Below are 20,005 nucleotides of genomic sequence, written 5' to 3' on the forward strand. Positions count from 1 at the left end.
TCAGGGCAGATATATGGGTATCTTTGCGGTGGTTGCGATTGCCTTCTGGGCGATGTTGCCTGCCTACATCCCCAACAACGCCGCTGTCCTCTTTGGCGGCGGTCCGCCCATCGACGGCGGCCGGACGTGGAACGGAAAGCGCCTCCTCGGTGACGGGAAAACGTGGCGCGGAACCGCCGCCGGAACGGCCATTGGCATCCTCGTCGCCCTCCTCCTCAACGCTATTCGTCCCAGCCTCAACCACCAACTCGACTTCATGCTCCCGGCGTTCCCGCTCACCGTCGGTTTTACGCTCGCGTTCGGCGCGATGCTCGGTGACATTCTCGCCTCGTTCATCAAACGCCGCTCCGGGCGCGAACGCGGCGCGGCGTTCCCCTTCCTCGACCAACTCGACTTCGTCGTCGTCGCCCTCCTGTTGACCTTCCTTGTCACTCCCGGCTGGTTCCGCCAGACGTTCACCCTCCCCATCATCGTGACCGTCCTCATCCTCACCCCACTGCTCCACATCACCACGAACGTGATTGCGTATCTGCTGGGGCTGAAAAACGAGCCCTATTAGTGCGCATCTTTTTACAACTCGGGTTCGCCAGAGGCGAACCGCTCGTTGCAAAACCATGCGTGAAAAAGGCCGAATGCGTCGCTGGCGCACTCGGATGCTTCGCTGGACGGCCTCCGCACCGCACAGCAACCGAACTACAACCCCACAGCACAGCCACCGCACAGCCACCGCCGCACAATCGTCCAACTCCTCTCATAACCTCAACACGACGTGCCCATGCTAATGCACGCAAATGGTTACTTCCGGCCTGACAGCCCATCGATGTATTCATAACTGTGCAACCGTGAGGTACAGGGCATGAATCGCGCGGAGAAAGCCGCAATCCAGTTGCAGGCGGTCGCCGTCCTCCGAATGCTCAAGCAGAGTCGGACGTACGACGAACTCGCCTCCCTCACCGGCCTCCCCGCCGGTGACCTGAATCGCTACGTCAACGGCCACGTCCTCCCCGGCGTCGAACGCGCCCGTGAGGTCGTCGGCGGCGTCGGCCACGACGAACTCGCCCGCGAACTCCACGCCCGCATCCGCGTGGACAGCGAGGGGTACGTCGATAACTCCGGTGTCGTCTTCGACCAGTCATTTCTCGACCTCGTCGCCCCCATCGCCGCCGACACCTTCGAGTTCGAGACGCCTGATGTGGTGCTCACCGCCGCGACCGACGGCATCACGCTCGCCGCCGCGATGGCGAGTTACTTCGGCGCACGCCTCGCGTATGCGAAGAAGTCCAAAGAAACTGCCGTAGAAGAGTTCATCGAAGCCCGCCAACGCCTCCAGTCTGGCATCGAACTCACCTACTACCTCCCGGCCTCGGCCATCGACGCGAACGACATGGTGCTCGTCGTAGACGACCTCATCCGCTCTGGGGAAACCCAAGAGCTCCTCCTCGACATCGCCGCGAGCGCGAACGCCGACGTCGGCGGCGTGTTTGCGCTCATCGCCGTGGGCGAAGAAGGCGTCTCCCGCGCCCGCGAACTCACCGACGCACCGGTCGGCGCGCTAACCCAGCTCGAACCCTAATCTATACACGTTTGTGCTGATTTACGTGGCAGTGAGAGGATAACTTTTAAGTCAATTTCAGGCACTGTGCTTAAACGTGCATTATGGCGATAACTGACACAATTGCCGAGTATTTCGGCTTCGAGGAACACAACACCGACCTCCAAACCGAGGTCGTTGCCGGGCTCACGACGTTCCTCACGATGTCGTACATCGTGGTCGTCAATCCCGCAATTCTCAACCTCGCAATCGACGTCCCGGGGCGCACCGACGCACAAACATTCCAGATGATTGCTGTGGTCACCATGATTTCAGCGGCCATCGCAACGCTCGTGATGGCCTTCTATGCGAATCGACCGTTCGCCCAAGCACCGGGCCTTGGGCTGAACGCCTTTTTCGCGTTCACCGTCGTCCTCGGTCTCGGCGTTCCGTGGCAGACCGCGCTCGCCGCCGTCGTCGTGGAGGGTGTGGTGTTCATCGCGCTCACCGCCGTCGGGGCGCGTGAGTTCATCATCGGGCTGTTTCCCGAACCCGTCAAGTTCGCTGTCGGGACCGGGATTGGCCTCTTCCTTGCGATTATCGGCCTCGAAGCCATGCGCGTCGTCGCGGGCGACGCTGCGACGTTCGTGTCGTTCAATCCGGTGTTCGCCGCAGACCCCATCGCCATCATCTCCGCGGTGGGCCTGTTCGTCACGTTCGCGCTCTACGCTCGTGGCGTTCGTGGCTCCATCATCATCGGCATCATCCTGACCACGCTCGCCGGGTACGCCGCCCACGCGATGGGCTACCGCGCCCTGCCCGCAGAGCAGGTTCCAGACGGAACCACGCTCGCTGCAGGCTCGCTCGTTGGCTCTACCCAGGTCACCTACTCCGCGGCTGGCTACGACATCACGCCGCTCGTCGGCGCGTTCGTCCAGGGCTTCCAGAACGTTGACGCCCTCGCCTTCTCGCTCATCGTGTTCACGTTCTTCTTCGTGGACTTCTTCGACACCGCGGGGACGCTCACCGGCGTCGCGCAGGTCGCAGGCTTCCTCGACGACGAAGGTGACCTCCCCGACATCGACAAACCGCTCATGGCCGACGCGGTCGGGACGACCGCAGGTGGGATTCTCGGCACCTCGACGGTCACGACGTACATCGAATCCGCGACGGGTGTCGAAGAAGGCGGTCGGACGGGCATGACCGCCCTCGTCGTTGCACTCCTGTTCCTTGCGTCGCTCGCTCTCGTGCCGCTCGCCGCCGCCGTGCCGCTCTATGCCTCACATATCGCACTCGTGGTGGTCGCGGTGCTCATGCTCCGCAACATCGCGGACGTCCAGTGGGACAAGATTTCACACGCCGTTCCCGCAGGCCTGACCATCCTCGTGATGCCGTTTACGTTCTCTATCGCCTACGGCATCGCCGCAGGGATCATCTCCTACCCGCTCGTGAAAGCCGCCACCGGCGAAGCGCGCGACGTGCACGCTGGGCAGTGGATTCTGGCTGGCCTGTTCGTCTTTTACTTCTTCGTCCGCACGAGCGGCCTGCTCGCCGGTCAACTCTAATCCGCCGCTGTTGTGTGCGCGGCACACACCTCCGTTCCCCTTTTTACGAACGACTCCATAGGAGGGGTCGATGAGCACGATTCAAGTTTACAATCTTCCCGGCTGCCCGTTCTGTGCGAAAGTCACGAACAAACTCGACGAACTCGGACTGGAGTACGACACAATCGACGTCCCTTCGGCGCACGCAGAGCGCACCGAAGTAAAGGAAGTAAGCGGCCAGACCGGCGTTCCCGTCATCGTTGACGAGGAACACGGCGTCTCCGGGATGGCAGAGAGCGGCGACATCGTCCAGTACTTAGAAGAAACCTACGCATAAGCACCGATTTTGCGGTCGCTGCTGGCGTTCGCCAACGCAACCCACACCCCCTTGTTTCGACTGGAACTCGCTGCCAGTGACACCTGTGTTTTTAGCCGTCTCACGCCAATGTACACCCAATGGGTTCAACGGTTCGGGCACGCGCCGGAAAAAACGCCGCCGGTATCGCAAGTCTGCTCGTTACCGGTATCTGGCTCGCCGCCATGTTCACCGGGCAAAGCTGGTGGCTCGCGGCCATGCTGTTTGGCTACATCGTCGTCGTCCCAATCGTCGCGCTCCTCTTTGGCGATGACGAGGACGGTCTCGAGACGTGGTGGGACGACCAGTGGAACGCCCCGAGCGAGCGCGAACAGGCGGACGAGCCAGCAGAAAACAAGCGTGACGCGCTCGAAACGCTCAGAGACCGCTACGCACGCGGCGAACTCACCGACGAACAGTTCGAGCGCAAGCTAGAGCGTCTGCTCGATACCGATACGCTCGAAAGTGCAGAAGACCGGGCCGCTGTCCGCGACCGGCTGAAAGAGTAGTTAGGCCTCAGAGCCAGAGCGTTTCGTGCGCTCGTAGATGAGGTCACGCAGGTCGTCGGGGTCGTCGATGCGCTCGATTTCTTGCTGTTCGATGATGGCCGTGTGTTTCACCGAATCGCGCTTTGCGCGGTCGACAACGTACACAGACCGGGTCTGGGTGACTTCACCGAGCGAACTCATGATGCGAGCGCGCTTCTCTGCGGTTTTCGTGAACGCAGAATGTCCGGTGAGGACGCGGTCTTCGCGGTTGTCCGTCTCGCTTACGGCCTTGAAGGGTGCACGGGCGGTCGGATGGACTTGGAAGCCAACCCGCGTGAGCGCGCTCACGAAGTGCGCATCGTCGGGGTCTACGGACTCCTCTGCCTGCCGTTCCTCCTTCGCCAGCTCCTCTGCGAGCATCTCGACGGGCGTCGTGAGCGGCTGGTTGAACAGCTCCTCTAAGTGGGCGGCCACTTCGACGCTCGCGTTCATGCCGTCTTCGTATTTCGAGACAGTACGTCGCGAGACGCCGAGTTCGGTGGCGAGCTGTCCGAGGCTCCACCCGCGCTCTTCGCGGGCGTCTGCGAGCACTTCCTCGTCGATGTTCACGTAGAGGCCGCCGGGGGCGGCGTAGATGAGCGGTGGAACACCTTCGACGAAGAAGTCCATCGCGGTATCGGGGCTGATGACGGGGACGCCGTGGCGGAAGTAGACGACGCCCGGTTTCAAGTCTTCGTCGCGGGTTCGGAGGCCGAGGACGAGCGGTGTCGCGTCCAAGAACCGTCCGAGGCGGCGCATCTCGATGCCTGTGTGTGCGTCTAAGGCGTCGATGTTGCCGAGAATCTTGACCAGAATGAGGTCATCGTGCCGGCGGGCCGCCACGTCGAAGCTTTTCGGACGGATGGCACACCGGTCGCTCACCGTAAAGCCCGCATCGGCGAGCATTGCGGTCACGTTCTCGACCAGTGCTGACCGTGACATGGACTATAATAAGCTAGTCCTGCCATATATGCGTTGTGCCACCCGAAAACCCGCGCCTTCGGTCGATTCACCCGGTCTGTGGGGATAGATTCATATATTCAATCGTCGGGTCGAAACCGGGAAATTCGAGCGCCGGTAACCCCCTCGCGTGACGCTCATTGGCCTCGACGACACCGATTCGAGAGAACGCGGGATGTGTACGACCTACGCCGCCGCCCGCATCGCCGCCCGCATCCGCGAGGCCGACGGGCACGTCGCTCGTCTCCTCCTCATCCGGCTGAACCCAGCCGTGAAACACAAAACACGCGGCAACGCCGCGCTCTGTATTCACACCGACTTTGCCTCCGAGCCGGCCTTCGAGATTGCGCGAGAGGAAATTGAAGCGTCTGCAGAAACCGCAGACCCGCGCACGAATCCGGGGCTCGTGGTGTCTCCGACGGACACTGTCTCCGACGCCGTCACCCAGTTCGCTCGTGACGCCGTCACGGAGTTTCACGACATCGCAGACGCCCGCGAACTCATCTCGCAAGAGGGGTTTCTCGCTACTGACTGGAAGCGCGGGCGCGGCCTCATCGGCGCGCTTGCCGCTGTCGGCGCGTGGGACGCCTTTTCTGAGTGGACCTACGAATACATCTCCTATCGCCCCCGCGAGCGGTGGGGAACCGAGCGCGACATCGACTACGACTCGGTGTTTGCGGCCGCGGAGACGGGCTATCCCGCAGTTTGGGACACGGTTGACGAGGTCGAAGGACAAGCCGTCTGTGTACCCCACACGCCCGGTCCCATCCTCCACGGGATTCGCGGCGACGACCCGGGGGCCGTCCGAGAGGTTGCTCACGCCATCGAGAGCGAACCCGTCGAGCAAACCGCGCTGTTCGTGACGAACCAGGGCACCGACGCACACCTCAAGCAGGGTACGATTTCTACTGCAAAAAACGGCCACGCGTACCGGCTTTCGGGCCGAGTAGCCACCCCACCGGAAACGCGGGAAGGAGGGCACGTTTTCTTCGACATTGAATCCGACGGAGCGCGCCTCCAGTGTGCGGCGTTCGAGCCAACGAAGCGGTTCCGTGACCGCGTGCGCGCCCTCCGCGTCGGCGACGACCTCGTGGTGTGTGGCGAACTCAGCCGAGGCACGCTGAAACTCGAAAAGTTCGCCGTTCGCGGGTTGAACACAACCGCGTTCGAAACCCCCGAATGCCCGACGTGTGGTTGCCGAATGAAGTCTGCAGGCGCAGATCAAGGCTATCGCTGTCGGGACTGTTCCACGAGCGCGCCGGGGAAGGTAGAAGTGTCGGTCGCGCGCAGCATCGAGCGCGGGTGGTACGAGGTGCCGCCGTGTGCACGGAGACATATCGCGAAACCGTTAGTTCGTGGTAGGTTCGAGTGGGAAACCCACGCAGAGCGCTGACGGCCTGCGTTTTTTGGTGTCTCTTTCACTGTATTGCAGACCGTTTCAGACCGTTCTCGTCTTTAGAACGGAATTAACGGTCTGCTTAGTCGGTGTATAGGTATGGTGGGAGGGCCACTTGGCTTTGGTACGCGTCGATGACCCGACGTGAACGGAGACCCCAACCATGAGCGGAAACGAATACGATCTCAGCAAGTCCGGATGGTCGAACGGCGCGAAAGCCCAGTCGTTTACCTCGCGCAACCGCTGGCCAGAGTTCGACCTCGATTACACGATCGAGTCGAACGGCCCACGCGAAGAGTGCACCGTGTACCCACGCGAGGCGAGCGAAGACGCGCTGATGACGCAATGGATTACGGCGTCCGAGGGGTCTTTCGTTGACCTAACGGACGCTCGCTGAGAGTTCCCCGGCTTCGGCCCTTCCCCCACGCCCGGCTTCCACGTCGGGCACACGCCGGTATCTCCTACCGGTTGCATCGCCCCGGCCGCGCCCCACGCGGCTGTGAACTACCCAACGCGCACCCTACTGCGCTGCACCAAACCGCGTCGGTTTCGCGACGGCGTCGCCAAACGCCGTCGCTGTCTGCCATGCCACTGCACTGCTGGCGCGCTCGCCACCGCTCACCACGGTGGCGAGACGCCCGATCGTCCCCTTGGTCGGGCCTTGGCGGTTGCCACCGCCGCCACGGCCGTTCCATCCGTGGTTCGCGCCAGCAGGTACACACCTACACTTCCTGAGCAATAGCGTACTCACCAGTTTTCCGGGAGCCTGCGATAGGTTCGCCAGAGCAAACTGAAACCAGCGACGACCAATAGCAGGGAAACGAGGGCTTCAACCGAGTCACCAGAACTCGATTCTGCGCGACCCGTCCCCGCGAGCATGACGTAGCCGTCGTCCGTGCGGATGATATGATTCGCCGCCGGGAGCGACTCATCGGTTTTCAGGCTTCCGACGAGCAATGCATACCGCCCTCGAAGCGACAACTCATTGGGTTCGATAGCTGTCTCCTCGATAACTGTCCGTGCAGAGACGGGACGAAGGGTGACGGTTGCGGTACTCCCGGATAGCTCCACGCGTCGCTCGTAGTACGGCGAGTCACCACCGGCGTGATGGACGAATCGGTCGCGTGTATCCATGCCTCCCCACTCAAGATCGAATTCACGCGCTCCAGTTTCCAGTCGTTCGCGCTCGTAGGCACACAGCGGCGTCGTCTGTGGTGCTTAGCACTCGACTTCGGGGAATTCGTTATCAGATCTCGACTCGCCGACGGTGATTCGACCGTCGTCCGTACTCACTGGCTTGACTTCGTAGTCGTGCTCGTTAAGTCGAGATTGAACACGCCGATGTAGAGGGGATTCGCCACGAGTAGCGCGCCGAGAAACAGCCGGAGGGCAAGCGACTGCCGGGGTGAGGGCGACCAGCCGCGTGCGAGGACGCTCATACCGCTGCTTCTCAGGAGGCGAAAATAGCTATTCGATTGTCATCTCTCACTGCATCTTCAGTGCACTCCCCGTGAGCGGGACGACCACGTCGTCGCCGTCGTCGATAACGCCACGCGCACGGTAGGTAGCGAGTGCGGCCGTCGCGCTCGCGCTCGTCGGTTCGACGTAGAAACCCGCGCGGTGGAGGCGGTCGAGTTCGGCGTTCGTTTCTTCGGCTTCGACGGCAATCGCGTCGCCGCCGGTGGCTTCGATTGCGGCGAGCAACTGGTCTTTGCGGGCGGGGTCGCGTATCTGAATCCCGTCTGCAACGTCGTTTTTGGCGTCTGTCGGGCCGTGCAGTTCGTCTGCAATCGGGGCGAATCCGGCGGCCTGTGCGCCCAATAAACGTGGCATTTCAGTCGTCCAGCCCGCTTCAAGCAGGGCTTTAAAGCCGCGATACGCGCCCAAAAACAGCGTCCCGTGGCCGAGTGGCAACACGACCGCATCGGGCACGTCCCAGTCGCGCTGGGCGGCGAGTTCGAAGGCCACCGTTTGCGTTCCGGCGAAGAAGGCGGGATTCCACGCGTGGCTCGCGTACCAGCCCTCGCCGCGTTCTGCCGCCTCGATGCAGGCGTCGGTGACGGCTTGTCGGTCGCCTTCGATGGGGACGACGGTCGCCCCGGCGCGTTCGATGGCACGGCGCTTTGCGGGTTTCACCGCTGCAGGGACGTAGATTTCCGCGTCGATGCCCGTGCGGGCGGCGTAGGTGGCGATTGCCGCGCCCGCGTTCCCCGAGGAGTCTTCGATGACGGTTTCGACGCCCAGTTGACTGGCCCACGAGAGCGTCGTCGTCGCGCCTCGGTCTTTGAAACTCCCCGTCGGAAAGACGTACTCAAGTTTGAACTGGGCGTCCCACTCTGCGGCATCCACGAGCGGCGTCCACCCCTCCCCGAGCGTGACCCGCGGCTCCATCGGCAGAAACTCCGAGAACGTCCAGAGGCCGGGGCGCGTATCGAGCGCAACCGGGTCGGGTGCGGGGCCGTCGGGCAACGGTCGGTCGGCAAAATCGAGGGCGTGGCCGCACGCACAGCGCCACGGCTCGTCAGGACTCGATTCGTAGGTTCGGGCACAGGACGTGCAGGCGTACATCAGATTTCGTCGATATCGACGCCGACCGAGCAGACGTACTCGCCGGTTGCAACCTGCGGAAGGCGGCGGGTTCGCCAGAAGATGCCGTCGGTGTCGGCGTCAATGGTGTCCTTTACGGTGCCGAACACGTCGGTGACGCGAAACAGCGTGTCGCCCGCTCGCACTCGGTCGCCGAGGTCTTTCTCGAAGCTCACGAGGCCGCCGGAGGGCGCGCCAAACTGGCGAAAGCCACGCGCACGGGTCTGGGGCTCGATGTCCACGTCGCCGTCTAAGAAGCCGTAGTAGCGAAGCACGTTGTAGATGCCGCGGACGCCGAGGCCGATGCTTTGTTCGTCCCAGCCAACCGCGCCGCCGAGTTCGGGGTCGATGGTCGGGATGCCCTTATCGGGCGCAGCGCGGGCGAGTTGGCCGTTCGGCCCTTTCTGGTCCAAAATGTGGCCACAGCCGAACACGCGGGCGAGTTCGAGGCACTCGTCGTGCATGTGGTGGCGACGGCCACAGCGGACGCGGGTTTCGTTTATCATCCGGCTGGTCGAGCCCTGGTGGAGGTCGAGCACGTAGTCTGCGCGACTCGCGATTTCGAAGGTGGCGGCGGCAATTCGCTCTGATGAGGTGCCGTTTTTGTCACCGGGGTACGCCCGGTTCATCTTCGTGTCGTCGATTGGGTTTCTGTGCTGTGCGACCTGAAAACCGTGATAGTTGACGATGCCGACGAGGAGAATCGTGCCAGCGAGTTCGGTCGGGTCGAGTTGTGGAACGAGCGTCTTCAATACGCCAACGCCGTTCAGTTCGTCGCCGTCACTCGCCGCCTGAATATAGAGCGTGCTCCCCTCGGAAGCCCCGTTTATCACGGCGACAGGGAGCCGAAGCGGGCTGCCGTCGCGGAGTTCGCCAACGGCTAACCGACCGACGTCCATCTCACCGGGAGCGGCCTCTGCCGTGCCGAGGGTCGTCATTACCCCTAGACGGCAACCCCACGCTCTTTAGATGTTCGGTATGCGGGAAACCAACGTGGTTTTTGCTCTCGCACCCAAACTCCGTGTGTGACTGACGAACCGTCCCGCTCGCCGCGTGCGAACATGGTCGCCGCGCTCAACGTGCCACAGAACGCACGGCGTGGCTTTGGCTTCGCCCTCCTCGCCACGCTCGCCATCTTCGTGTTTTTCGTCCTTCTGCCGGGAACGTTCCGCTCGCCGCTGTTTTACCTCGCGTTAGGATTCGTCCTCGCCACGTCGCTCGGCGCGTTCGCTACGGTGATTCTCACACTCGTCTCGGCCTACAGGCTGTCGAGAGAGTCCTGACCGGCGAGTTGCGCGAGGCGTTCTGCCCCGGTTCGCGTACCCTTTGCGATGAGCACGTCACCGACGTGGAGCGCCGTGAGCGGCCCCGGCGAGACAACCCACTCGTCAGGGACGCCGCGAGCGTCGTGGGTTTTGTTCCGGCGGTGGACGGCAATCACGCGCATTCCCGTCTCGGTTTTCACCATCTTATCGCGCAGCGTCACGCCGTCTAAGTCGCTTCCCTCGCCCACCGTCAGGCGGATGATGACCTCGTCGCTTTCGAGGACAGCCTGTTCGACCACGGGGTGGGTGCCGAGGCCGCGCAGGACACCCTCGCTGATTTCGAGCGCGGCGTCGCTGATGACTTCCGTCGAGCGCGCGAGGTGGACGAGCCCGCGCAACTGGACGGGGTCGTCGACGCGACTGGCCGCCTGCAACACCCACGCCTCGAAGCGCGATTGGAGCGCGTCCACTTCGGCTTCCAATTCGACGACTTCCTCTGCGACTTCTGCGCTGTCGAAGAGCACGGAGCCGTAGGCCAAGTCCACGGCGAGTTCGGCCATGTTCTTCATCAGCACAATCGAGTCGACCGCGCGCTCTAAGTCCTCGATGCCGGGTTCCGGTGGGTTCGGTGGGACGTAGGCACGGCCGCTCGCTTGCTCGTACACCCGTGAGACGCCGTCTTCCGGCCCGCGCAGCAACATCACGTCACCGGCTTCGAGTTTCGTTTCGTGGTCGGGATTCAGCAGCCAGTTGCCGCTGCGCCGGAGCGCGATGATGCGCACGCCGGTTTCGGTCTCGATGTTCTCACGGCCGAGCGATTTCCCGTCGAGTGCGGACTGTTCAGTGATGGTCACGCGCACGAGGGTTTCGACGGCCTCTGGAATCGCCGCCCGCATGGCGTCGGGCAGGCCGATGTCTTCTAAGACGATTTTGGCGATATCGCCCGCTGCGTCGCTGATTTTCTCGGCTGCGCCGACGACGCCGAGGACGGGCGCGAGCGCCTCTGCGTCTTCGGGGCTGCGTGCGGCCATGAGCAGGCTCATGCGCGCTTGCATCTGGAGGACGTCCATGCGTTCTTCTAAGACGAGCACCTCCTCTGCGACCTCGTCGCTGCCGAGCAACACCGCCGAGTAGGAGAGGTCGATGAGCAGTTCAGCGATGTCTTTCATCTCTGCTAAAACCTGCTTTACGCTGACCGGCTCATAGCCGACCTCATCGGACATACACGGCAGTTTACTGGCACCGGCAAAAAACGTTGCCCGGAGCCCGCGGCAGTATGCGGACGAACAATAATGTTTTTCCCGGCAGGTAAGCTAGTGTCACGGTATGTCTGACGAGCTCAAGAAAGGGCTAGAAGGTGTGCTTGTTGCAGAGTCGTCACTTTCGTTTATTGACGGCGACGCTGGCAAGCTCGTCTACCGTGGCTATACAATCGAGGATCTCGCTCGAAATACAAGCTACGAAGAAGTACTCTACCTCCTCTGGCACGGTGAGCTGCCGACAGAGGACGAACTCGCCGAGTTCGCTGACGCGATGGCCACCGAACGCGAGGTCACAGACGGCCTGCTCGCCGAGGTTCGGGAACTCGCAGAGCAGGACGAAGAGCCAATGGCGGCCCTCAGAACGCTCGTCTCCGCACTCTCCGCCTACGACCCCGACGCAAACGCCGACGTCGACCCGACTGACATTGACGCGAACCTCCGCAAGGCGCGACGCATCACCGCGAAGATTCCGACGCTCCTCGCGGCGTACACGCGCATCCGCAACGGGAACGACCCCGTTGACCCGCGCCAAGACCTCTCGCACGCGGCGAACTTCCTCTACATGCTGAACGACGAGGAGCCAAACGACGTCTTAGAAGACGTGTTCGACCAGGCGCTCGTGCTCCACGCAGACCACGGCCTGAACGCTTCGACGTTCTCTGCGATGGTGACGGCTTCGACGCTCACCGACCTCCACAGCTCCATCACGAGCGCCGTGGGCACGCTCGCAGGCAGTCTCCACGGCGGCGCGAACGCGAACGTGATGAAGATGTTAGAAGAGGTCGACGCAAGCGGCAAAGCGCCCGGCCAGTGGGTCGAAGACGCCCTCGCTAACGGCCGTCGTGTCCCCGGCTTCGGCCACCGCGTCTACAACGTCAAAGACCCGCGCGCCAACATCCTCGGCGAGCAGTCTGAATCGCTCGGTGAGGCCGCAGGCGACATGAAGTGGTACAACTACTCCGTCGCCATCGAGGAGTATGTGAGCGAGGAGAAGGGCCTCGCGCCGAACGTGGACTTCTACTCTGCGACGACGTACTACCAGATGGGCATCCCAATCGACATCTACACGCCAATCTTCGCCATGTCCCGGGCCGGTGGCTGGATTGCCCACGTCTTAGAGCAGTACGAGGACAACCGCCTCATCCGCCCCCGCGCTCGCTACGTCGGCGCAGAAGCCCGCACGGTCACACCGCTCGCAGAGCGATAAGGCTCCGTCAGTCGCTTTTTTCCACAACGCGCAAGACACCGAGTCGTGTAGCTCTGTCTATGGATGTGTTCGTCTACGGCACGCTGACCGACCCCGACACGGTCAGCGAGGTGGTCGCAACCTACGAGTTCGTCTGTGACGCCCGGCTCGATGGGCTCCGGCGCGTCGAAGGTACCTACCCGACGCTCGCCCCCGCACCCGGCGACTCCGTCACTGGCAAGCTCTTACGAACCGCTGACATCCGCTCGCTCGACGCCTACGAGGGCGTCGAAAGCGGGCTGTACGTCCGGGTGAGCGTACCGTTCACCGACCACTCGGTCGCGGTGTACGTTGGTGATCCCGACCGCCTCGACGTTGCAGAATCGGTCGCGTGGCCCGGCGATGACTCGTTCGAAGCCCGCGTGCGACGCTACCTCGCGGAAAATGCGGTGCGCGTTCACGAAGTTGCGTAATCTGTCTGCCTGCGAGCATACAGGTGTCAGACACCACCTCGACTGACACCTGGCGCACGAGCGTCTGACAGCCGTTCGATAGCGGCGCAGCCTATCGTTTTCACTTTCACTCCGCCTCCCAATTCTTTATATGCTCTCCCTGCTGTCATCCAGATGCAGTCATACGCTTTGGGACCGCGTCCCCCATCCCCTGGGAATGCTCAGTCCCTATCCCCCCTACTTTACCATCCGAGAGCCACAGGTAACGATTAATGCGGCGGGCAAGCAACCACCAGTATGCTCGAACTTGCTGACGTAATCAAGGCCCGAGAGCGGGTTGAGGCGGTCGCCCGCCACACACCGCTCGACTATTCTCACACCTTCTCCGATATCACCGGCGCGACGGTGCATCTCAAACTCGAAACCTTCCAGCGCACGGGGTCGTTCAAGATTCGTGGCGCGTCGAATCGCATTGCCACGCTTTCGCCCGAGGAACAGGCCGCCGGTGTCGTCACCGCGAGCGCCGGGAATCACGCACAGGGTGTCGCGCTCGCCGCCACGCGAAACGGCGTGGACGCGAAAATCGTGATGCCCGAATACGCCCCCATCTCGAAGGTCAAGGCGACGCGCGCCTACGGTGCGGAGGTCGTCCTCTACGGCAAAGACTACGACGAGGCCGCGGACAAAGCCCACCAAATTGAGCGCGAGGAGGGGCGGTGTTACGTCCACGCCTTCGACGACGAGAAGGTGATGGCCGGGCAGGGAACCATCGGCTTAGAAATCTACGACGACCTCCCCGAAGTCGATACTGTCGTGGTGGGCATCGGTGGCGGCGGTCTCATCGCCGGGATTGCGACCGCGCTCAAAGCCAAGAATCCAGACATTCGCGTCATTGGCGTGCAGGCAGAGGGGGCCTCAAGTGTCGCCCAATCGCTCGAAAAAGGTTCTGTCCAGCAAATAGACAGCGTTGATACCATCGCCGACGGCATCGCCACCCGGAGCGTCGGCCAGCAGACGTTCGAGGTCATCGAAGAGCGCGTGGACGAGGTCGTCACTGTCTCTGATTCCGAAATCGCCGTCGCGCTCATCTCGCTGCTCGAACGCGGCAAGACGCTCGTTGAAGGGGCAGGGGCCGTCCCGCTCGCCGCGCTGCTCTCTGAGAAGTTTGACTACGAGGAAGGGGAGGTAATTGTCCCCGCGCTGTGTGGCGGAAACATCGACTTGAACGTGCTCACGACGGTCATCATGCGCGGGCTGGTCGAAACGGGGCGCTACCTGAAGATTCGGACCGTGCTCAAAGACCGCCCCGGCGCGCTCGAACGCCTCATCGAGGTCATCGCCACAGAGAAGGCGAACATCTACGCCATCCAACACGACCGCACCTCGCGCGACCTCGCGATGAACGCCGCGGAGGTCGAAGTCGACTTAGAAACTCGCGGCCACGACCACGTCGCAGCGGTGCTCGCCGCGCTCGAAGCCAACGACTACGAAGTGGACGTGCTTATCTGAGCGACGAACGACCGCCCGCGTTGTTCGCCGTGTTCGAGCAAGTCTTCTAAGAACGCGGGCGAGCGGTCGAGCTTCGACGCGCTCGGGAGTTCTCGCTTCAACTCGATTTTCCGGGTTCTGACGGGTTTGTAGTGTTCTTTGGGGAGGTGCCCGTCTTCGACCCATTCGTTTACTCGGTGGATGAAGCGCAGCTCTTGGTTGAGCGAGATGTTACCGGCCAACTCGTTGCGCCGGTCGTGAATCTCGACCAGCGATTGTGGCTCGCCTTCGCGCACCTGCGGATTTATCTGGATGACCCAGATTTCGTCGGGCTTCTCGCCGGCTCCGGTCATGAGGTCGTGAATCGGCGGGTTCTGGCTGAACAGGCCGTCCCAGTGAACGTGGCCGTTGATTTCGACCGCCGGAAACAGGGTTGGAATCGCCGTCGACGCGAGGATGGCGTCCTCGGTAATCGCCGCATTCTCGAACGTCTCGAAGTCGCCCGCGTTCACATTTACGGTTCCGACGACGAAGTTTGGCTGGCTTTCGTCGTAGAGTTCTGGAATACGCTCGAAGTCGATGACCCGCCGGAGCGTCTCGCGGAGTTGGTCGTGACCCCAGTTTGCGAAGGGGTGGTTGTAGGGGCTGATTTCGGGGAGTGGGAGTCCGCTGTTGCTCGCGCGCGTCCATGAAACAACCGAGTTATTGACCCACTGGTCGACACCGGGCGTCGCGGCGATGTCGGCCCAGACGGCGTCGATGAGTCGGCAGGCTTCTTCTGGCCCGTCGGTGAGCAGGCCGTACCACGCCGCGAGCGCGGAGATGGCTCCACCCGAGGTACCAGAGAACCCAGTGATTTCGATGTCCGGGCGTTCCTGCAGGATGCCTTTGAGAACGCCACCGGTGAACGCGGTGTGGCTTCCGCCGCCTTGACACGCAATGGCGACGCGCTTACTCATAGGTGAGTGTCATGCCGCCGTCCCAGCGCAGGTCGCCCCCATCGAGATGCTGGCCGTACTGCGAGAAACCGAACGTGAAGAGGTTCGCCACGTCTACCGGTTCCATCATCTCTTTTACGCGGCTGTGGCCGAGCATCACGTCTTCGACCACCTCGCGCTCGCTGATTCCCCGCTCGCGGGCGGTGTCGGGGACTTGCTTCGTGACAAGTGGCGTTTTGACGTAGGCCGTAGAGACGCTGAAACTTCGAACCCTCCCCTCGCCCTCTGCGGCAATCGCCTGTGTCAGCCCGCGGAGGGCGAACTTCGTCATGATGTACACGGGTTTGTCCTGGGTGGCGACGTGCCCGTGGACCGATGCCATGTTGGCGATTGCGCCGACGCCGTCGTCGGCCTCGCGGATGTGCGGGAGGGCGCATTTCGTGAGCAAGAACGGCGCGCGAACCATCACGTTCTGCATGAGATCGTAGGTCTCCATCGGGAAGCTCTCGATGGGGTCTATGTGCTGTAGTCCGGCGATGTTCGCCACGTAGCGCAGTTGGCCCAACTCGGCGGCCGTCTCGACGAGCGCTTCGACCGCGGTGTCGTCGGTGAGATTCACGTCAGCGGTTTCGATGGGACCGGTCGCGCCCACTTCGGCTGCGATTTCGACAGTCTCTGCGAGGCCGTCTTCGTCCATGTCGGTGGCGACGACGGTGAGGCCGTTTTTGGCGAGGGCGACGGCGGTGGCGCGGCCGATGCCGGAGGCCGCCCCGGTCACGATGGCGACCGACTCGTCGGTGAATCGCGGGTCTGTGAGGGTGAGAATCCGGTCTGCGGTCAGTTCGGGCGGCGAAAGCTCGTAGTCGTCTCCCATGTGTTCGTGGGTTCGTTGACACACCACGGGCTTCAACCTTCGCCGGGGGCGAGACTCCTGCAGTTTTATCACGCTCGGCGTTGGGTCTCGTGGTATGAAGGAAATCATCCACACCGACGAGGCTCCAGAAGCCGTCGGGGCGTACAGCCAGGCAACCACCAACGGGTCGCTCGTGTTCACCGCCGGGCAGATTCCCCTCACGCCCGACGGTGAGCTGCTGGATGACGAACCCATCGACGTACAGGCGCGTCAGTGCCTCGACAACCTGACCGCCGTGCTCGCGGAAGCGGGCGCGGAGATGAGCGACGTGCTCAAAGTCTCCGTCTTCTTAGACGACATCGACGACTTCGCGGAGATGAACGACACCTACGCCACGTACTTCGACGACGAGCCACCTGCACGGAGCGCCGTTGAAGTCGGCAGCCTGCCAAAGGGCGTCGGCGTCGAAATCGAAGCCATCGCCTCCGTGGAGTAACGACCACGCGATGCACCCCCGGACGAAGGCGAGCCTGCTGTGGGGCGTCGTTGGCGCACTCGCGTTTCTGGTGCTCGTCCAAGGGTACGAACTGCTCACCAGCCAGCCGGTTGACCTGCTGGTGAAAGGTGGGGTGGCGCTCCTCGTCTTCGTCGGGGCGTCGGTGCTAACAGCCCTCGCAGACCGCCGTCTCGCCGCCGGAAAAAGAAGGACTTAAACGCATCACGGGGATAGTCACGGACGCGAGCCAGGATGGCCGAACGGTAAGGCGCACGCCTGGAAAGCGTGTTCCCTTTCGGGATTCTGGGTTCAAATCCCAGTCCTGGCGTTTTCTGCAACGCAACACCCACCAGCAGCGCGTCTTGTCGCTCCCTGCGCCCACACCTGTTACCACTCCAACAGTTAAGACGCTCGTCTGAGAAACTTCGCGCATGGTTCCCTCTCTCCACTCGCTGTTTTTCGGGTCGAAACCGCCACGCTGGCCGTTCGTTGCCCTTTCTGCCTTCACTCTGTTCTCGTTCACGTTCGCGGCCTACGCCGTGGGCGTGTTCAGGGTCACCGGCGGCGTCGTGTTCATTCCGTACGACGCCGCAGTCGTCGCGGTACTCGCCGCGTTCGGTGTCGGGTATGTTCGACGTGGGCTGTTGGTCTCGTGGATTTTCGCCTACGCTTGCCTGCTCGGATTTCACACAGACCATGTGTTTCTCGGCCTGTCACACCGCTCGCTTCCAAGCCGACTCGGGTCTTTCCTCCAACTCGATGGACTGGGCTACCTCGCCATCGAAGCGCTCATCTTGGGAACGCTTGCGTTTTTCGTCGGAATGGCCGTCAGCGCGGTCGTCGGATTCGTCCGCTGCGAACGAGGTCCTGCGCCCAATTCACACTAACACATCATCCAATAGACTATTCTTTGCTCCCCGCCTATTGAGGGTATGGCAGAGCAGAATATTTGGGTCAATGCGCTCATCGGCGCGGTCGTCGCAGTCATTTTTTCGTGGATTCCCTTCTCGCCGGTGCTCGGCGGCGCCATCGCGGGGTATCTCCAGAAAGACGAGGGGCTGAAAGTCGGGGCGCTCTCGGGCGCGATTTCGGCGATTCCCATCATGGGCATCGCCTTCCTCTTTTTCGGCATCGTCTCGTTTTTCACCATCAGCACCGGTGCGCCACGGGGCGGACTGGCGGTTGGCCTCATCGTCTGGATTATCCTCTTTTTCGTCCTCCTCTACACCGTCGTGTTGAGCGCGGTTGGCGGCATCCTCGGCGTCTACATCGCACGGGAAGCATAGGCGAGCCGATTTCACTACTTAAACGAGCGAGTTAGACTGGTGTCATGTCGTGAGAACCATCCACACGACCGTGCGCTTGAGACGGCCCTATCGCGTGATTATCGGCTGTTTCGGGGCTCTGTGTCCCGATTCTACCCTCGCAAGAAAGCAAAAAAGTTATATAGAATCGCAATTATAGTCGTTCTTGATTATGAGTCAGCGAATGCAGGGTCAGCCGATGATCATTCTCGGCGAAGATTCCCAGCGCATGAAGGACCGCGACGCACAGGCACACAACATCCGCGCAGCCCGCGCAGTTGCTGACGCAGTACGCTCCACACTCGGCCCGAAAGGGATGGACAAAATGCTCGTCGACTCGATGGGCGACGTCACCATCACGAACGACGGCGTGACCATCCTCAAAGAGATGGACATCAACAACCCGACGGCCGAGATGATTATTGAGGTCGCAGAGACCCAAGAAGACGAGGCAGGAGACGGCACGACGACCGCCGTCGCCGTCACGGGTGAACTCCTCAAGAACGCAGAGGACCTCTTAGAGCAGGACATCCACCCAACGGCCATCATCAAGGGCTTCCACCTCGCAAGCCAGCAGGCACGCAAGGAAATCGACGACATCGCAGACCGCATCGACACTGACGACGAACAGCTCCTCCGAAAGGTCGCAGAGACCTCCATGACCGGCAAGGGCGCAGAACTCAACAAGGACGTCCTCAGCCAGATCATCGTCGACGCCGTCCGTCAGGTCACGGTCGTAAACGACGAAGGCGAGAACGTCGTCGACCTCGACTTCATCAACATCGAGACCCAGACCGGCCGCGCAGCAGGCGAGTCCGAACTCCTCGTCGGTGGCGCAATCGACAAAGACCCTGTCCACGACTCGATGCCGAAAGAAGTCGCTGACGCGAACGTACTTCTCCTCAAGGAAGCCATCGAAATCGAAGAGGCCAACGTCGACACCGAGGTCTCCATCACCGACCCATCGCAGCTGCAGCAGTTCATCGACAACGAAGAAGCCCAGCTGAAAAAGAAGGTCGAGCAGATCAAGGACGTCGGCGCGAACGTCGTCTTCTGTCAGAAGGGCATCGACGACCTCGCCCAGCACTACCTCGCAAAGGAAGGCATCCTCGCTGTCCGCCGGACGAAGAAGTCCGACATCGAGTTCCTCAAGGAAGTGCTCGGCGGCTCCATCGTCTCCGACTTAGACAGCGTCGAGGAAGCAGACCTCGGCCACGGCTCCATCCGCCGTGACGAAGAAGACGAACTGTTCTACGTCGAAGGCGAGGGCGAGGCCCACGGCGTCACCCTCCTCCTTCGTGGCTCCACGAAACACGTCGTTGACGAACTCGAACGCGGCATCACCGACGCACTGGACGTCGTCGCACAGACCGTCTCCGACGGCCGCGTCCTCGCCGGTGGCGGCGCAATCGAAGTCGAACTCGCCTCCCGGCTCCGCGAGTACGCAGACTCCGTCAGCGGCCGCGAGCAGCTCGCTGTCGAAGCGTTCGCAGACGCACTCGAACTCGTGCCACGCGTCCTCGCAGAGAACGCTGGTCTCGACTCCATCGACACGCTCGTCGACCTTCGTTCAGCCCACGAAGCCGGCGAGAAGCGCGCTGGCCTGAACGTCTTCTCCGGCGAAATCGAAGACACCTTCGAGGCAGGAATCGTCGAGCCAGCCCACGCGAAAGAGCAGGCAATCTCCAGTGCCACCGAGGCCGCGAACCTCGTCCTCAAAATTGACGACATCATCGCCGCTGGTGACCTCTCCACCAACAAGGGCGGCGACGAGGAGATGCCACCTGGCGGCGGTATGGGTGGCGGTATGGGCGGTATGGGCGGCATGGGCGGCATGATGTAAAAGTCGGCCAGTAATCCAC

At 62.2% G+C, this 20,005-nt stretch carries 24 protein-coding genes and 1 tRNA gene; 17 read left to right on the forward strand and 8 right to left on the reverse strand.

The window, feature by feature from the left end; genetic code table 11:
- Positions 1-13 precede the first annotated feature (13 nt).
- The 5 genes from V5N13_RS09755 (at position 14) to V5N13_RS09775 (ending at position 3,939) form a co-directional block, all read left to right on the forward strand.
- The gene (locus tag V5N13_RS09755; RefSeq protein ID WP_336360602.1) at positions 14-559 is read left to right on the forward strand and encodes a CDP-2,3-bis-(O-geranylgeranyl)-sn-glycerol synthase; all 546 of its coding nucleotides are present in this window, start codon (positions 14-16) and stop codon (positions 557-559) included.
- A gap of 297 nt (positions 560-856) precedes the next feature.
- Positions 857-1,573 carry a phosphoribosyltransferase family protein gene (locus V5N13_RS09760; RefSeq protein ID WP_336360603.1) on the forward strand — a complete coding sequence of 239 codons (717 nt, stop codon included), beginning with the start codon at positions 857-859 and terminating at the stop codon, positions 1,571-1,573.
- 83 nt (positions 1,574-1,656) lie between these two features.
- Positions 1,657-3,096 (forward strand): NCS2 family permease, encoded by a 1,440-nt coding sequence (locus V5N13_RS09765; RefSeq protein ID WP_336360604.1) that lies wholly within the window; start codon positions 1,657-1,659, stop codon positions 3,094-3,096.
- Positions 3,097-3,166: 70 nt separating this feature from the next.
- Complete coding sequence (locus V5N13_RS09770) at positions 3,167-3,412, forward strand: glutaredoxin family protein (RefSeq protein WP_332897720.1); 246 nt, start codon at positions 3,167-3,169, stop codon at positions 3,410-3,412.
- Positions 3,413-3,531: 119 nt separating this feature from the next.
- Entirely contained in the window at positions 3,532-3,939 is a 408-nt protein-coding gene (locus tag V5N13_RS09775) for an SHOCT domain-containing protein (RefSeq protein ID WP_332897721.1), read from the forward strand.
- Here the strand turns inward: V5N13_RS09775 and V5N13_RS09780 are convergent, their stop codons facing one another.
- The gene (locus V5N13_RS09780; protein ID WP_332897722.1) at positions 3,940-4,899 is read right to left on the reverse strand and encodes a transcriptional regulator; all 960 of its coding nucleotides are present in this window, start codon (positions 4,897-4,899) and stop codon (positions 3,940-3,942) included. It lies immediately after the preceding gene.
- A gap of 148 nt (positions 4,900-5,047) precedes the next feature.
- Between V5N13_RS09780 and V5N13_RS09785 the strand changes: the two genes are divergently transcribed.
- Together V5N13_RS09785 and V5N13_RS09790 are read left to right on the forward strand one after the other, a co-directional pair.
- Positions 5,048-6,310: a tRNA(Ile)(2)-agmatinylcytidine synthase gene (locus tag V5N13_RS09785; protein WP_336360605.1), complete on the forward strand. Its 1,263-nt coding sequence runs from the start codon at positions 5,048-5,050 to the stop codon at positions 6,308-6,310.
- A 166-nt stretch (positions 6,311-6,476) separates the two neighbouring features.
- Positions 6,477-6,710 carry a DUF7511 domain-containing protein gene (locus V5N13_RS09790; RefSeq protein ID WP_332897724.1) on the forward strand — a complete coding sequence of 78 codons (234 nt, stop codon included), beginning with the start codon at positions 6,477-6,479 and terminating at the stop codon, positions 6,708-6,710.
- 350 nt (positions 6,711-7,060) lie between these two features.
- Here the strand turns inward: V5N13_RS09790 and V5N13_RS09795 are convergent, their stop codons facing one another.
- From V5N13_RS09795 to V5N13_RS09810, 4 genes are all read right to left on the reverse strand, one after another.
- Positions 7,061-7,447, reverse strand: coding sequence for a hypothetical protein (locus V5N13_RS09795; protein ID WP_336360606.1), 387 nt, complete (start codon positions 7,445-7,447; stop codon positions 7,061-7,063).
- A gap of 155 nt (positions 7,448-7,602) precedes the next feature.
- The gene (locus V5N13_RS09800) at positions 7,603-7,752 is read right to left on the reverse strand and encodes a hypothetical protein (RefSeq protein WP_336360607.1); all 150 of its coding nucleotides are present in this window, start codon (positions 7,750-7,752) and stop codon (positions 7,603-7,605) included.
- Between the two features lie 46 nt (positions 7,753-7,798).
- Positions 7,799-8,881 carry a pyridoxal-phosphate dependent enzyme gene (locus V5N13_RS09805; RefSeq protein ID WP_336360608.1) on the reverse strand — a complete coding sequence of 361 codons (1,083 nt, stop codon included), beginning with the start codon at positions 8,879-8,881 and terminating at the stop codon, positions 7,799-7,801.
- The gene (locus V5N13_RS09810; protein ID WP_336360609.1) at positions 8,881-9,837 is read right to left on the reverse strand and encodes a succinylglutamate desuccinylase/aspartoacylase family protein; all 957 of its coding nucleotides are present in this window, start codon (positions 9,835-9,837) and stop codon (positions 8,881-8,883) included. Before V5N13_RS09810 ends, V5N13_RS09805 begins: the two co-directional genes overlap by 1 nt.
- An 87-nt stretch (positions 9,838-9,924) precedes the next feature.
- Between V5N13_RS09810 and V5N13_RS09815 the strand changes: the two genes are divergently transcribed.
- Positions 9,925-10,182, forward strand: coding sequence for a DUF7536 family protein (locus V5N13_RS09815; RefSeq protein WP_336360610.1), 258 nt, complete (start codon positions 9,925-9,927; stop codon positions 10,180-10,182).
- Here V5N13_RS09815 and V5N13_RS09820 read toward each other — a convergent pair.
- Positions 10,158-11,387, reverse strand: coding sequence for a potassium channel family protein (locus V5N13_RS09820; RefSeq protein ID WP_336360611.1), 1,230 nt, complete (start codon positions 11,385-11,387; stop codon positions 10,158-10,160). The two genes, V5N13_RS09815 and V5N13_RS09820, sit on opposite strands and share 25 nt — an antisense overlap.
- A 103-nt stretch (positions 11,388-11,490) precedes the next feature.
- Here V5N13_RS09820 and citZ point away from each other — a divergent pair, with 103 nt between their 5' ends.
- The 3 genes from citZ to ilvA all read left to right on the forward strand — a co-directional run bounded on the left by citZ (position 11,491) and on the right by ilvA (position 14,573).
- Positions 11,491-12,633: a citrate synthase gene (citZ, locus tag V5N13_RS09825; RefSeq protein ID WP_336360612.1), complete on the forward strand. Its 1,143-nt coding sequence runs from the start codon at positions 11,491-11,493 to the stop codon at positions 12,631-12,633.
- 59 nt (positions 12,634-12,692) lie between these two features.
- Complete coding sequence (locus V5N13_RS09830; protein WP_336360613.1) at positions 12,693-13,085, forward strand: gamma-glutamylcyclotransferase family protein; 393 nt, start codon at positions 12,693-12,695, stop codon at positions 13,083-13,085.
- A gap of 276 nt (positions 13,086-13,361) precedes the next feature.
- The gene (ilvA, locus tag V5N13_RS09835) at positions 13,362-14,573 is read left to right on the forward strand and encodes a threonine ammonia-lyase (RefSeq protein ID WP_336360614.1); all 1,212 of its coding nucleotides are present in this window, start codon (positions 13,362-13,364) and stop codon (positions 14,571-14,573) included.
- On the opposite strand, the gene V5N13_RS09840 is transcribed toward ilvA, so the two are convergent.
- Positions 14,549-15,511, reverse strand: coding sequence for a patatin-like phospholipase family protein (locus tag V5N13_RS09840; RefSeq protein ID WP_336360615.1), 963 nt, complete (start codon positions 15,509-15,511; stop codon positions 14,549-14,551). The two genes, ilvA and V5N13_RS09840, sit on opposite strands and share 25 nt — an antisense overlap.
- On the reverse strand, positions 15,504-16,364 hold the full coding sequence (locus V5N13_RS09845; protein WP_336360616.1) for an SDR family oxidoreductase: 861 nt from the start codon (positions 16,362-16,364) through the stop codon (positions 15,504-15,506). Before V5N13_RS09845 ends, V5N13_RS09840 begins: the two co-directional genes overlap by 8 nt.
- 94 nt (positions 16,365-16,458) lie before the next feature.
- Here V5N13_RS09845 and V5N13_RS09850 point away from each other — a divergent pair, with 94 nt between their 5' ends.
- The 6 genes from V5N13_RS09850 to thsB all read left to right on the forward strand — a co-directional run bounded on the left by V5N13_RS09850 (position 16,459) and on the right by thsB (position 19,986).
- The gene (locus tag V5N13_RS09850) at positions 16,459-16,839 is read left to right on the forward strand and encodes a Rid family detoxifying hydrolase (protein ID WP_336360617.1); all 381 of its coding nucleotides are present in this window, start codon (positions 16,459-16,461) and stop codon (positions 16,837-16,839) included.
- A gap of 10 nt (positions 16,840-16,849) precedes the next feature.
- On the forward strand, positions 16,850-17,056 hold the full coding sequence (locus V5N13_RS09855; RefSeq protein ID WP_332897736.1) for a hypothetical protein: 207 nt from the start codon (positions 16,850-16,852) through the stop codon (positions 17,054-17,056).
- Positions 17,057-17,085: 29 nt separating this feature from the next.
- A tRNA-Ser gene (locus V5N13_RS09860) sits at positions 17,086-17,167 on the forward strand.
- Between the two features lie 103 nt (positions 17,168-17,270).
- Positions 17,271-17,726 carry a hypothetical protein gene (locus V5N13_RS09865; RefSeq protein WP_336360618.1) on the forward strand — a complete coding sequence of 152 codons (456 nt, stop codon included), beginning with the start codon at positions 17,271-17,273 and terminating at the stop codon, positions 17,724-17,726.
- Positions 17,727-17,771: 45 nt separating this feature from the next.
- Positions 17,772-18,125, forward strand: coding sequence for a DUF5518 domain-containing protein (locus V5N13_RS09870; RefSeq protein WP_336360619.1), 354 nt, complete (start codon positions 17,772-17,774; stop codon positions 18,123-18,125).
- A gap of 190 nt (positions 18,126-18,315) precedes the next feature.
- Positions 18,316-19,986 carry a thermosome subunit beta gene (thsB, locus tag V5N13_RS09875; protein ID WP_442905066.1) on the forward strand — a complete coding sequence of 557 codons (1,671 nt, stop codon included), beginning with the start codon at positions 18,316-18,318 and terminating at the stop codon, positions 19,984-19,986.
- Positions 19,987-20,005: the final 19 nt, after the last annotated feature.

The sequence above is a fragment of the Haladaptatus sp. ZSTT2 genome, assembly GCF_037081775.1.
In the GTDB taxonomy this organism is placed as follows: Archaea; Halobacteriota; Halobacteria; order Halobacteriales; family Halococcaceae; genus QDMS2.